10 protein-coding genes and 1 pseudogene are annotated in these 14,451 nt (G+C 44.8%); 3 read left to right on the top strand and 8 right to left on the bottom strand.

Annotated features, from left to right (window positions below; translation table 11 throughout):
• Window positions 1-3: 3 nt before the first annotated feature.
• From BQ7489_RS15240 to rlmN, 4 genes are read right to left on the bottom strand one after another with little or no spacing between them, the layout of a single operon-like run.
• The gene (locus BQ7489_RS15240; RefSeq protein WP_072531767.1) at window positions 4-711 is read right to left on the bottom strand and encodes a nucleotidyltransferase family protein; all 708 of its coding nucleotides are present in this window, start codon (window positions 709-711) and stop codon (window positions 4-6) included.
• A gap of 1 nt (window position 712) precedes the next feature.
• Window positions 713-1,810 (bottom strand): 4-hydroxythreonine-4-phosphate dehydrogenase PdxA, encoded by a 1,098-nt coding sequence (pdxA, locus tag BQ7489_RS15235; RefSeq protein ID WP_072531766.1) that lies wholly within the window; start codon window positions 1,808-1,810, stop codon window positions 713-715.
• Window positions 1,811-1,832: 22 nt separating this feature from the next.
• A complete protein-coding gene (locus BQ7489_RS15230; RefSeq protein ID WP_072531765.1) occupies window positions 1,833-2,894 on the bottom strand; it encodes a DUF4837 family protein in 1,062 nt (353 codons plus the stop codon).
• Between the two features lie 29 nt (window positions 2,895-2,923).
• Window positions 2,924-3,958: a dual-specificity RNA methyltransferase RlmN gene (rlmN, locus tag BQ7489_RS15225; protein ID WP_113745302.1), complete on the bottom strand. Its 1,035-nt coding sequence runs from the start codon at window positions 3,956-3,958 to the stop codon at window positions 2,924-2,926.
• Window positions 3,959-4,055: 97 nt separating this feature from the next.
• On the opposite strand from rlmN, the gene BQ7489_RS15220 reads away from it, so the two are divergent.
• The 3 genes and pseudogenes from BQ7489_RS15220 to BQ7489_RS15210 all read left to right on the top strand — a co-directional run bounded on the left by BQ7489_RS15220 (window position 4,056) and on the right by BQ7489_RS15210 (window position 9,098).
• A complete protein-coding gene (locus BQ7489_RS15220) occupies window positions 4,056-6,467 on the top strand; it encodes a DUF4922 domain-containing protein (protein ID WP_072531763.1) in 2,412 nt (803 codons plus the stop codon).
• Between the two features lie 11 nt (window positions 6,468-6,478).
• Window positions 6,479-7,792, top strand: a complete 1,314-nt coding sequence (locus tag BQ7489_RS15215) for a SpoIID/LytB domain-containing protein (RefSeq protein ID WP_072531762.1) — start codon at window positions 6,479-6,481, stop codon at window positions 7,790-7,792.
• Window positions 7,793-7,828: 36 nt separating this feature from the next.
• A pseudogene (locus BQ7489_RS15210) lies at window positions 7,829-9,098 on the top strand (MFS transporter).
• A 125-nt stretch (window positions 9,099-9,223) separates the two neighbouring features.
• On the opposite strand, the gene BQ7489_RS15205 reads toward BQ7489_RS15210, so the two are convergent.
• The 4 genes from BQ7489_RS15205 to BQ7489_RS15190 form a co-directional block, all read right to left on the bottom strand.
• Entirely contained in the window at window positions 9,224-10,825 is a 1,602-nt protein-coding gene (locus BQ7489_RS15205; protein WP_072530211.1) for an IS1182 family transposase, read from the bottom strand.
• A 115-nt stretch (window positions 10,826-10,940) separates the two neighbouring features.
• Window positions 10,941-11,465, bottom strand: a complete 525-nt coding sequence (locus tag BQ7489_RS15200) for a nitroreductase family protein (RefSeq protein WP_072532231.1) — start codon at window positions 11,463-11,465, stop codon at window positions 10,941-10,943.
• 96 nt (window positions 11,466-11,561) lie between these two features.
• Window positions 11,562-12,758, bottom strand: a complete 1,197-nt coding sequence (locus tag BQ7489_RS15195) for a histidine phosphatase family protein (protein WP_162617825.1) — start codon at window positions 12,756-12,758, stop codon at window positions 11,562-11,564.
• 63 nt (window positions 12,759-12,821) lie between these two features.
• Entirely contained in the window at window positions 12,822-14,450 is a 1,629-nt protein-coding gene (locus BQ7489_RS15190) for a RagB/SusD family nutrient uptake outer membrane protein (protein WP_072531761.1), read from the bottom strand.
• Between the last annotated feature and the right edge of the window lies 1 nt (window position 14,451).

The following is a 14,451-nucleotide window of genomic DNA, read 5'->3' as shown; positions in this document are numbered from 1 at the left end:
TTTTTATTCTTTATAGTTTAAAAAAGTTTCAGCCTTGATTATATCACTGGCATGATCAACATCCAATATTTTACTGAACGGATACGCATCCAGCCACAATCCTTCTGCGATCAATTCCCGCTGGAAATTACGCATACGGGACATGCCCTTCGACATGCACCGTTCCAATGTCCCGATAGCTTTCGGTGTCAGACAATAGATACCTCCGGATATATACTTACAGCCAGAAACAGCCGTATCATGAAAACCTGTAATCCTCATGGAGTCATCAGTTGAGATATACAATGGCTTTTCATCGTCAATATAATCCGTAACAGCCATCATACCGTCCTTGTCCGACTTCTTGAAGGCTTCGATAAAAGAAGCGAATTCCTTTTCCCGGAATATTGTATCCACCGTGGTCAGACAGAACCTGTCATCCTTCAGATAAGGACTCAGTTCATAAAAGCTATGCATGGAACTGGGAGTAGTCTTTATCACAACTCTTAAAGGGACTTCTGCACGTTCCTTCATCCTAGTCACATACGCCTTTGTCTGTTCTACCTCATTATTGATTATCACAACCACTTCTTCGGCCCCGTTCTGCGCAAAGATATGTACCAGACGGTCTATCATTGCCACACCATTAAGCTGTACCAACGGTTTAGGCAATGCAACTCCTTCCTGGGAAAGTCGAGAACCTTCCCCGGCCGCTATAATTGCAAATTTCATGTCAATCCTCTTCTTCTATTGTATCCAGTTTCAATTTATCACTGTCATCACGTTTCTCGTAATATTGCTTCCGTAACGGATGGGCATTGATTTCCTCTTCAATACACCGGTTACGGAATACATCGATTGCTACATAAATAGCCTGACGGAACGAGTCTTCCGACGCTATACCCTGACCTGCTATATCATAGGCTGTACCATGAGCCGGAGATGTACGGACAATAGGAAGACCAGCTGTAAAATTTACCCCTTCGTCCATAGCCAAAGCCTTGAACGGAGCCAGGCCCTGATCATGATACATGGCAAGAATGCCATCGAACAGACGATAGTTTCCTGATCCCATAAAACCGTCGGCCGGATAAGGGCCGAAGCACTGGATCCCTTTTCTGATCATCTCTTCCATAGCCGGAACAATGACAGTCTGTTCTTCCGAACCAATCAGTCCGTTATCACCGGCGTGAGGATTCAGGGAGAAAACAGCGATACGCGGATTATCAATACCGAAATCCTGCTTTAAGGACTTATGGAAAATAGCGATTTTTTCCATGATCAGTTCCTTGGTCAGATCTTTCGCAATCTCACTCACCGGCACATGTCCTGTAACAAGAGCCACACGGAAATCTCCCTTCAGAAGAATCATCAAAGCCTTTTCACCATTTCCTACCCTTTCCTCTATATATTCGGTATGTCCCGGGAAATGGAAAGAATCCGACTGAATGGTATGCTTATTGATCGGAGCTGTCACCAATACGTCAAACAAGCCTTCCCTATAATCCCGCAAAGCCATTTCCAAAGCGGCCAGAGCAGCGCGCCCCGCTTCTTCTGTAGGCTTGGTCAGTTCTACCTTCAGCTCCTCATCCGTACAGTTTACAATATTGACACGCCCGTCCTGTATATCAGCAGCAGAAGATACTATACTGAAATTGGTCGGGATATCCATAGCCTTACGATGATATGCCGCCACTTTGGGAGAGCCGTAAATGACCGGTGTACACAAATCCAACATACCCGGATCTGAAAAAGCCTTCAGAATGACCTCATATCCGATTCCATTGATGTCTCCGTGAGTGATACCCACTCTTATCTTGTCATTTTCCATTTATCTAATTCTTTATTACTGGTTATTTCACTTTAGTAGTATCTATCTTTTCTTCCGTGAAATGTTTGTCGACCGGTATTTCCGACACTTCCTTTTCTGAAGGCAACTTCAATGTATAAAGAGCCGCATTCAACTTCCGGATCTTGTCACGTTTCTTTCCTGACGGGAAGAATACGAAACCCTCAACCACTACAACACGGCCGTTAGCACGGTCAACACGCATATGCGATACAAACGGACCTCCCATCGCATCGTTCTTCATTTCCCACAAGCCCTTGACTTCAAAAGCGTAATCACCTTTTACCGAAATACTTCTTGCTTCAACAAACATAGAATCGGCAGTCTGCATGTACATACCCTCACGTTCACCCGGCAGATTGATCTTCATCACCGAATCACGTTTATGAATGAAATAAGCTTTGGTAAATGTATCCTTATCAGTATACGGGAAAGTATACATCACGAAATTCAAGTCATTCAGATTACTTGAAGCCCAGAAGAAATTATCCTGCTGTTTATATGACTGCATCTCAAGTGGCATCCAGATATCACAGTCAAACATACTTCCTACCTTGGCAGAAATAACCTTGTTATGCTTTTCCTCCAGCAGTTTCACCTCCCGGTTCATTTCAGCCCGGGTAAAGAAATCTACCACCAACTGGCCGTTCTTCGACAGGAAATCGGCAAAATCCTCTTGGTTGGGAGACTGGATAGTCATAATCATCTGAGGAGCGGAATAAACGTCCCGGGCATATTTCAGTTTAGTCTGTGTATATAACTTCGGGTTGATGTCTACAATGATAATATTACGGAACAAACGCATACTACGGTCATAATAGGCAGGACGTATACGAGATATCGCAAACGAACGCTCCGATTGCGGCAATCCCGGAACATCGGTATCCAAAACATGGTATAGAGCACTGTCGGGACTCATCCAGCATTTATCATCGGCCACCACCAGTACTTCATAAGGACGGCCGCTTGAGTTTGGAGTAAAAATTCCCTTCCCTTCTTTGTTCTTGCAGGAAGCCAGCACCAGTACAACCAGCACAAAACTCAAATAAAATGCAAAACGTTTCATAATATTTATAATTTATAGTATTAATGGTTTCATTCTTTCTTTTTTTCCGCCTGTTGCTTGGCTGTAGAAAGCATGCCGCAAGCTGCAAATATATCTTCGCCACGCGACGCACGGATGGTGGCAAAAATACCATGACGAGTCAGATAGTCACGGAAAGCTATCATCGAATCCATATCCGTACCTTCCAAGTCCACATTTGGAATGGCATGAAAGCGGATCAGGTTAATACGGCAATCTAACCCCCGAAGCAATTTGATAAGCTCCTTCGCATAAATCAGGCTGTCATTTACTCCTTTAAAAACAATGTATTCAAATGAAAGCCTACGTTGTTTACTGAAATCATACCTACGGAGAATCTCAATGATTTCGGTTATCGAAAAAGCTTTCTCGGCCGGCATCAGTTCCTGACGTTGTGCCGGGAAAGGTGAATGTAGACTGACGGCCAGATGGCAGTCACTCTCCTCCAGGAAACGCTCCAGTCCCTTACGCAAGCCCACCGTAGATACGGTGATACGTTTCGGACTCCAGGCATAGCCATAATCGGCTGTCAGTATTTCCAGCGCACGGAGCACGGCATCCAGATTATCGAATGGTTCACCCATTCCCATGAAAACCACATTGGTCAACGTATCACGTTCCGGGACTGAATAGATCTGATTCAGAATCTGTGTCGCAGTCAGACTATTGGTATATCCCTGTTTTCCTGTCATGCAGAACTTGCAGTTCATCTTACAGCCCACCTGTGAAGATACACATAGTGTAGCACGGTCCTCATCAGGTATATAGACCGATTCGATATAATCACCTTCGGGAGTACGGAACAAATACTTGACCGTACCGTCAACAGAACGCATCTCATGTACAGGAGCATTTGCTCCTACTTCATAATCCTCTTTCAGGCGCTCACGGTTCTTTACCGACAGGTTTGTCATATCGTCAATCGAGCCGACCTTCTTTTCATACAGCCATGAAGCTATCTGTTTCGCCGTAAATCTAGGCATATCCAGATCATGTACAATTGTCTGTAATTCAGACAAGGTCTTGCCGAGCAAAGGAACTTTCATCTCACCCATTTTATTATTGTTTCTATACAATTAGCGTACAAAGTTAGAGAAAAATAAGATATATTCCCTATCTTTGTCTCTATAAATATATAAAATTATGAATAAAACTATTACATGTTTTATACCTTACAAAGGTGAAACACAACAAAATAAAACAATAGAAGATCTGCTTGCATGTCCTTGTGTAAAGGATGTTTATCTTCTGACACAACCGGGGAATACCCCAACTGCCCCACCCCAAGGATGCAAATCTCTGCCTGTAGGCTCTCTGACCTCTACGGCAACGTTCAGAAAAATTGCTTCGCTTACGCAGACACCCGGCCTGCTGGTCTATACCAAACTCCAGACCCTGAATCTGGGATACATGGCCCTGGAACGCATGACCGACTATCTATCCGCTCCGGAATGTGGAATGGTCTATTCCGACCACTACCAGCTGATAGAAGAGAAACAACAACCTCACCCGGTAACCGATTACCAACCGGGAAGTGTACGTGACGATTTCGATTTCGGCTCAGTCATTCTTTTCCGTACAGAGGCTTTCCGTAAAGCGCTTGACACAATCGGAACAGAACCTGATTACGAGTTCTCGGCCCTTTATGCCGTCCGTCTGGCACTCTCCGAATCATTCCGTCTTACACATATCCGTGAATATCTCTATACCGAAATAGAAGAGGACGTACGTAAATCGGGAGAAAAACAGTTCGATTATGTCAACCCCAGAAACCGGGCAGTACAGATTGAACGTGAAGCGGTATTCACCCATTATCTGAAACGTATCGGCGCTTATCTTACTCCTGGGAAAAAAATCATAGACATTACAGAAGGGAATTTCGATAATGAAGCGTCTGTCATTATTCCTGTACGCAACCGTGTACGTACCATCGAAGATGCCATCAAGTCGGTCCTTGAACAGGAGACTGATTTCCCATTCAATCTGATTATTATCGACAATCATTCGGACGACGGGACTACTGAAATCATTGACCGCTATAAATCAGATTCCAAAGTCATCCATATCATTCCCCAAAGAAAGGATCTGGGTATCGGAGGATGCTGGAACCTCGGTATCAATCACCCGCAATGCGGAAGATTTGCCGTACAGCTCGACAGCGACGATCTCTATAGCAGCCGGAGTACCTTACAGACCATAATCAACAAATTCCATACTGAAAAATGCGCTATGGTTATCGGTTCCTACCGGATGACCGACTTCTCTCTGAATACACTCCCCCCCGGAGTAATCGACCATAAGGAATGGACCGATGAAAACGGACATAACAATGCCCTCCGTATAAACGGATTGGGTGCTCCACGGGCATTCTTTACTCCATTGCTCCGCCGTATCCGGGTACCGAATACCAGCTACGGAGAAGATTATGCGTTGGGACTGGCCTTTTCACGCGAATACCATATTGGACGTATCTATGATGTCCTCTACCTCTGCCGGCGCTGGGAAGGAAACTCAGATGCAGCACTAAGTATCGACAAAATTAACCGGAACAATGCCTATAAAGATAGTCTACGTACCCTGGAAATCAGCATCCGGCAAGCTATGCCGAAAGAAGAACCGGCAGGAAGAAAATTTTTCAACCGGCAACTGGCACACTGGGATATTGCCCGGAACAATTACAATGCTCTAGACAATATACAGATACGCAACATGGAGATAGAAGGATGTACCATTGAAGTGCAGTTCAATCCAGCCCGTGCAGTCTCTACCTGTGCCAAACTCGACAAACAGACTATTGAGGCCCGTCCCTGCTTCCTCTGCCTCGATAACAAACCGGCCGAACAGGATGTACTGACCATCAGCCTCGACGAGCCGTTCATCCTGCGCGTCAACCCATATCCTATACTGCCGAGACACCTGACCATCTCCAGTGAGAAGCATCAATGGCAGACACTGGCCGACAAAACCGACCGCCAGTTGCCTGGTAGACTGGTATCATGGCTGGAAAACAACTTTGAAAAAGGTTATGCCCTTTTCTATAACGGAGCAAAATGTGGGGCTTCAGCTCCCGATCATTTTCATTTCCAGGCCGCCCGCAAACATGACATACCTTTCATCCGGCAATGGAACAGTCTGATGGAGACAGCCACATTACAGGAGGAAGTCAGGACAGAAAACGGCAATACTTGCTGCAGTTATTCCATAAACGGTTATATATGCCCTATCCACGCCTTTATAACCGACCATACAGCAGAAACCGACTCTGGACTGATTGACAGGTATCTGAAATCTCTGCCGATGCACGGGAATGAACCCGAGCCGCGTTACAACCTTTTTGCCTGGATGGATGAAAAACGAGGTTTTACCATTGCCTATTTTCCACGCGAAAAACATCGTCCCGCATGTTATACGGCTGAAGGTGACAGACAAATACTGGTCAGCCCGGGTGCACTCGACATGGCTGGGATACTGGTCACTCCACGAAAGGAAGATTTTGACAAACTGACTCCGGCAGATATTCTGCAGATATATAACGAAGTTGCTTACAAAAAATAAGATAAACGAACATGAAGGAACCCGAAATAAGTGTAGGGATTGTCAACGCCCAAGAAATTCACTTTACCCTAAACGCACGTTTCCTGGCAAAAGGAGAAACCGTATCCGGTGACCAAGCCGTTTCATTCGACGAAGGTGGTATCCGCTGGAACGGGAATATATACCGCGAGCTTACTTTTACCCCACTTGAAGACAATGCTTCTTTTTCACTATACGATGTAACCATAGGCATCAACTTCCACTGGGAACGGCAGGAAACACAAATTTTCAGTGGAACATTGAAACTGGTTGTCGATGAAGGGAAAATCACCGCCATCAATATTCTTCCGGCTGAAGACTACCTGATAAGTGTAATCTCCTCGGAAATGAGCGCCACCTCTTCCCTAGAATTTCTGAAAGCACATGCCGTCATTTCCCGAAGCTGGCTGCTGGCACAGATTGAAAAACGGAAGGCTATGAGCAAGCATGATACAGGATTCTTTTCGTTTATCAAAACGGATACAGAATATATCCGCTGGTATGACCGTGAAGACCATACTATCTTTGATGTCTGCGCCGATGACCACTGTCAACGTTACCAAGGCATCACCATGGCATCGAACCGGGCCGTAGCCGATGCCGTAAAAGCGACCCGAGGACAGGTTCTCATGTATAACAACAGCATCTGTGACGCCCGCTTCTCAAAATGTTGCGGCGGTGTTACGGAACTGTTCAGCACATGCTGGGAAAACAAAGATTATCCTTACTTGAGCAGCATACGTGACAGCAATGACAACAAACAGGTTCCCGACCTAACCAATGAAGAAGAAGCGGGGAAATGGATACGTACCAGTCCTGAAAGCTTCTGCAATACCAACGATAAAGCTGTTATCTCGCAAATACTGAACAACTACGACCAGGAAACTACCGACTTTTACCGCTGGAAAGTCCATTATACGCAGGACGAACTTGCCGGACTGATCCGTTCCAATACAAAAAATGACTACGGACATATACTCGACCTGATTCCTGTAGAACGTGGTAAATCGGGACGTATCTCCAAACTGAAGATTATGGGAACAGAGAAAGAAATGGTTATCGGGAAAGAGCTTGAAATCCGCCGGACCCTTTCAGACACGCATCTTTTCAGCTCTGCTTTCGTTGTCGACAAAGGGCCGCTTGATCCGGACGGTATCCCAGAATGGTTCGAACTGACCGGAGCCGGATGGGGACATGGGGTCGGACTCTGTCAGATAGGTGCCGCCGTCATGGGTGAACAAGGATACAATTACAATGAAATCCTACTCCACTATTACGAAGGTGCCGACATACGTAAGCTTTACTGACAACCTTTCCCGGAACAGCTTTAAAGTGAAAACAACATGAAAAAACATTCACCATGGTTATGGGTCCCTTCGCTCTACTTTGCCGAAGGGCTCCCTTATATTGCAGTCATGACCCTATCATTGGTCATGTACAAGAAAATGGGTATTTCAAATACCGATATAGCCCTTTATACCAGCTGGCTGAACGTCCCTTGGGTTATCAAACCCTTGTGGAGCCCCTTTGTAGACCTGCTGCGCACCAAGCGCTGGTGGATTATAAGCATGCAGCTGCTGATAGGAGCCGGATTGGCCGGAATTGCCTTTACAATACCCGCCACTCATTTCTTCCAGACAACCTTAGCCGTATTCTGGCTGATGGCTTTCAGCTCTGCCACCCACGACATTGCTGCCGACGGTTTCTACATGCTCGGACTTGACAGTCACGGACAAGCCTTTTTCGTAGGTATCCGGAGCACATTCTACCGCATAGCCAATATAGCAGGACAAGGCCTGCTCATCATGCTGGCAGGCTATCTGGAAAAGAGCAGCGGAAACATCCCCTATTCCTGGAGCATCACTTTCTTTCTCATGGCAGGTATTTTCATTGCTCTCTGGCTCTACCATGCCTTTATCCTGCCTCGCCCGGCAAGCGACCGACCTGCAAGCCACGTTTCGGCCAGAAATCTGATAACTGAATTCCTGATGACATTCGGTTCATTCTTCCGGAAAAAAACAGGTCGGAATCGCCATTCTCTTCATGCTGCTTTACCGTCTTCCGGAAGCCCAGTTGGCAAAAATGGGTATCCCTTTCCTGCTCGACCCGATTGAAAAGGGAGGTTTGGGTATGGCGACCGAACAGATAGGTATTGTCCAGGGAACGGTAGGAATCATCGGACTTACCCTGGGAGGAATTCTGGGAGGAATAGCCGTGGCACGCGACGGACTGAGCAAATGGCTCTGGCCCATGGTATGGGCAATATCCCTGCCCGATCTGGTCTATGTATACCTGAGCTGTTTCCAGCACACTCCCTTTTTCTGGATTAATGTATGCATCTTCATCGAACAGTTCGGTTACGGTTTTGGATTTACCGCCTACATGCTGTACCTGATCTATTTCTCACGGGGAACACATTCCACAGCCCATTATGCCATCTGTACAGCATTCATGGCACTAGGTATGATGCTACCCGGAATGATAGCCGGATGGCTTCAAGAGACATTAGGCTACCGGAATTTCTTCATCTGGATTATGGTATGCTGTACAGCTACCTTTGCCGTAACAGCTTTACTGAAAATAGATCCAGAATTCGGGAAAAAATCAAAATGAGGATGTGTCAAAAATGATGCATCCTCTTTTTCGTTATATAATCATCGTTTTGCCATTTTTCATAGAGTATGATTTATGTTTTTCCTATGTCCATGCCTTTGGTGGTATAATGTGCTGTAGATGGCTTATGCCACCCTTATATTTTGATAATTTTTGTCTGTCATTTTCTGATTTTTGATTTTAGCACACATTTTCTTTATATTAAAAGCAATGGCAAAGAAGGCAAAGTCCATTGTGACCTTGTCTTTTCCAAAATGCCTGAACCTTTTGTATCCCATGTCGTATTTGATTTGTCCAAAGACGGCTTCAGGCTCTATGCATCTTTGCCCTCTATGTTTGATACCTTTCTCTGAGGTAAGCCTTTCACGCGCTTTTTGTTTGTATTCTTTCAGCCTTTGATTGACTTCTATGGTACGTCTTGGTGACTTTGAGCTGAAACACATACATCTGAGAGGACATCCCTCACATCTGGCAGCCCTATAGGCAATGCTTTCTGTAATATATCCACTTTCAGTTTTAGAATGCCTTACACCTGTCCGCTTCATATGTTGCCCCATGGGACAAACATAATAATCTTTCTCCTTGTTATAATATAGGTTTTCCTGTTTGAAAGGATTTGTCACATATTTGTCTGCTCTTTGCTCCTTATGAAAGAAATTGTACTTGACATATGCTTCTATTCCGTTTTCTTCCATAAAGCTATAGTTCTCCTCCGAGCCATAACCGGAATCGGCAACCTCTTCTAATGGGAAACGGTTATAACGTTCATGAAACGAATTTTCAAAAGGAATCAATGTAAGAGTGTCTGTAGGATTAGGGTAGAGTCCAAAATCGACCATAAACTGGTTTTCGGTTCCGATTTGTAGATTATATCCCGGTTTTAATTGCCCGTTTCCCATAGGGTCTTCCTTCATATGCATAAATGTAGCATCAGAATCTGTTTTGGAGTAGGAATTTCGTTGGCCGAGTATTCTCATGTGCCTGTCATATTCGGCAAGTTTCTCACAGTGCGATTCCAATTGCTTGATTTGCTTTACCTTTTGTTTCTTAGCTTTCTTTTCTTCCTTGTCCGATGCGGCTGGTGCATTTTCAAGGGAGGCTTTTAACTCTGATATCATATCCGCCAGCATGGAAGGGGTAAACTCGGTAGCGGTATTTTCAATACCGGCATTCTCCTGTGCTACGACCTCATCAATCTGCTGTAGAAGAATACGTATCTTCTCAAGAAGCCTGGCACGGTTACGTTCTACGTTCTTACGCCATACGAATGTGTATCTGTTGGCTTTTGATTCAATTTTTGTACCGTCAACATATTCAACGTCAAGGCTTATGAATCCTTTGGATGCCAGAATGAGGACTATTTGTGTGAATATTCCGTTTATCTCATCCTTAACACGGTTACGGAAACGGTTTATAGTCCGGTAATCCGGCTTCTCATAACCGGCAAGCCAGATGAAATGAATATCCCGCAGCAAGGACTTTTCTATCTTACGACAGGAATAGATATTGTTCATATAGGCATACAAAACAGCTTTGAGCATCATTCGTGGGTGATAGGGAGAACGGCCGAACTCCTTATACAATTTATGGAACGAACTAAGGTCAAGATTGTCAACCATAGCATTCAGAATACGTACAGGATCGTCCGATGGAATATTTTCATCTATTCTTTGTGGGAAAAGGACGATTTGATTGGGATTGTAAGAACGAAAATGTATCTTTGCCATATTACTTTGCTTATGCTTAAAGATACAAAATCTTTAGGTAATAACAACGCCTCGGCTTGGGAAAGTCGGGGCGTTGTCATAAAAAAAGAGGGTATGCATTTTGACACACCCTCTTTTATTTGACAATTCGGTAATAACCCTCTTTACGGGGTTTCGGCTTCGGAAGATCTCCGTCGGCATACCCTAAAGCCAATGCACCTACACCGATAATATTCTCAGGTAATCCCCATTCCCTGATCAGCTCCTTACCTTCGGGAGTTTCGAACATCTCCCGTTCACGGTGAATCCAGCAACTGGCCAATCCGATGGCATGTGCAGCCAACATCATATTCTCCAAAACGCAACTTCCATCCTGCACCGGATTATGAGAGTCCAGAGAAGCAAACACCAGAACATAAGTAGGAGCATCATAATATGGGTTAGAAGTTGCGCCCATCACTTTGGCATTCATCCCAGCCAATTTTCGGAGTACGGCCTCATTCTGAACAGCTACGATGTAGGGAGACTGCATCCCACGGGAGGTCGGAGCATATGTCCCGGCTTCCAGCACAGCTTTCAGTTCCGAATCCTTGACCTGTTCTTTCTTATACTTACGGCAACTGCGCCGCGTTTCTATAATCTTCAAAAAATCTGTTTCCATAATCAATCCGTCTTTAATGGTTCTTTCCTGCAAATTTATCAAATTCCCGGTAACAAGCAACCCTCTGCACAAAAGATAATCATGAAATCTCTACCATCATTCATAAGCGGAATAAAATGACTTCACATCATCCCAATCGTAATAGGGAGCTTCATCACTTTCCAGAGGTAACAACAGTTCATGTTCGTTATGCAAGAATTTCACCAATATATTCCCCTGGGAATTACGGTAAAATATTATCTGCAGATTGGCTCCCATAGGAATGATCTTATCCATCCTACATTCTTCATGATACACCCCTAACAGGGTAAGAAGGCGGTAAAGACTGGTATCATGCCCGAAACGGAGGGTAGCCTGAGGATAACCACAAGCAATGGCAGAATCGGCAGAAGCGACAATATTCTTCCATAATGACACAGCCGACCTGACCGGAATATCTCCACTGATAACATTCCGGCTGTTACAGATCCACATATTCCTGTTACTGGCATGGTATACTGCAGCCATTTCTTCCGGTGTGAATATATCATATAATGATACACCTATATCTACATTCTGCATGTCAGAAGCGATGCAATGAAGTTCACTCAACAGATCCATCTTATTTTTCACCTTATCGGGGTTACGGAACAGCGATGCAATCAGACGCTCGGGCGATACTTCGATGATTCTTGGAGTACTGGCTATCAATGAATCTTCCTCGGGTGAAGAATAAGCTATATAAGGCATAAAACGACGGTTTGCCTCTGCCGTTATTTTCAGGGTAGGTCCCAACGACTGAAGTTTCAGCAGATAGGCTGTCATGCTCATCATACAACGCCCTACAATGCTGGAACGTGCCGAGACAACTGCATCCTTGTGAAAGACTTCAGGATAAGAATGATACATGCGGGAAGCTAGTGAAGCCTGCTGCATGGCTCCCAAACCGGTCAGATCTCCTCCACGTCCTTCGGCATCGGCCCATATTTTCAGCAAACGTGTACGCACATCCCGACCGGTTACCGTAAGATTTGTAGTATCTGCAAACTGCTCCAATACAGCCTGGTAACGGCTGTCGGAAGGTAACCAACGGGATCCATGTCTTCCGAAATGGCTGATATAGAACGGAGTGTAACCTTCAGGGACCGGTGTCCTTACAGCAGTACTGTCATAATGATAGGCATAATAAATACCCCCCATCTGTTCATAACTCACCGAATCCTTGTCGGTCCGGCCACCTGCCACTGCATGCAACGAAACGGACACAGCCTGTCCGAATACAAAAAAAGCCAAAACAAATATCTTTTTCATCATATCAAATAAAAACAAAGCCCCCGCCATTGCATTGCTGCATAAGCCGGGGGCACCTTTATAAAATCAATAACCAAAATTCTGTTTCCAGTTTACATTTTCATTCAGTACATCCTGAGGAACAGGGAAAATACGTCTTGTCTTGTCAAAGCTGGCATTAGGGAATCCTTTTTTGTGGAAACCATATTCACTTTCGAATGTTCCGAAACGTATCATGTCATTTCTACGCCAGTTCTCATCAAAGAATTCACGTCCCCGTTCATCAAGCACATCCTGTAAGGTAGGAGTATGGTCAATCAACGGAGCATGTACATAGCTACGGATCTGGTTAAACAAGGATTGTGGTGTGTCCTCTCCAGTTGCCTGTGCGCCTCTCAGTATAGCCTCAGCCTTGGTAAGAATAATATCTGCAAAACGGAATATAGGAACATCATTGCTCTGGTTACGGCTGTACTGTGCGTATTCATTCGGATTCGGGTAGAACTTGATGGAACGATAACCTTGACGCCATCCGTTTGCATCAGCTCCGGCATTCAGTTGTTCTTCTCCACCGGCCTTCAAGGTTATCTCCTTAGTAAGCTCCAGCTGCTCTCCATTATACATATACGGTGTAGTTGTTTCTTCGCCTGTCAACGGGTCATGTACATATACCTTTCCACCCAGAACAGCTTTGTTACGGTCATCACCTTCCAGCGTAAAAAGATCGGAGAATTCGGGATTCATGGCAGCGATTCCAGCACATGAGTTCTTCATCGAACCGCCGTAATACCCTATCGGTTCGCCGTCATCGATCCGGCGGAAAGTACGGTAACGCCCATAAAGTAATCCCTGTGCATTCACACAGTCGTATGGCATTGCATAAATGAAATCTGTAATCTGTGAACCATTGTCATACAAGAATTTGGAACGGTATGTATCATTGAGATTGAACAGACCGCTATTGATGATATCATCACAATACTTCACACAGTCATCCAGCTTTGTATTCACTGTCGATGCCGCATCATAGCTGGTAACATCACCACAAGTATAGACAGCCCAATTAATATACAACTTGACAAGCAAGGCCTCGGCCATCCATCTGTTGGGCTTACCATAGGTTGCAGCATTATTGGCTTCCGACAGATACGGAATACTTTCAAGCAGTTCGTTTTCAATGAATTCGGCAACATCTTTACGCGGGCTACGCTCTATAGCCTCATCGTCATCATACAACTTGTTCAAGATAGGTACATCACCGTAACTGTCCATCAGTATGAAATGATAGAAAGCTCTCATCACACGGGCCGATGCAATATATGAAAGTGTCAGTCTGTCTGTACTTTCACCCAGTTCATCGATAGCCTTGTTACATTTGGTGATACCGCTTGCCAGATCCGACCAATAATCAAGCGGACCGTCTTCTGCCTTGAAATTGTGCAACGTAGGATTGACATTTTCAGCTCCATCGTAATAATCACCATCAAAGCTGATACCCGAAGCCTCATCGGAAGAGAATGTCTGATAACGGTTGTATTTATTACCCAACGCACTGCGGAAAGCATAATACACATCGGCCATTTTCGCTTCCAGTGCAACTTCCGATTCGGTCGGATATTCTATATATTGTGACTTCACGTCCACATCCAGATCGGTACAACTTGCCGTTAAAGAAACGATTGCTGCGGCAAGACTTATTTTCATATAATTTTTCATT

The sequence above is a fragment of the Bacteroides ilei genome, from assembly GCF_900128495.1.
Lineage (GTDB): Bacteria > Bacteroidota > Bacteroidia > Bacteroidales > Bacteroidaceae > Phocaeicola > Phocaeicola ilei.
The sequence above is the reverse complement of the archived record's forward strand: the minus strand, read 5'-3'. Positions and strand labels throughout refer to the sequence as shown.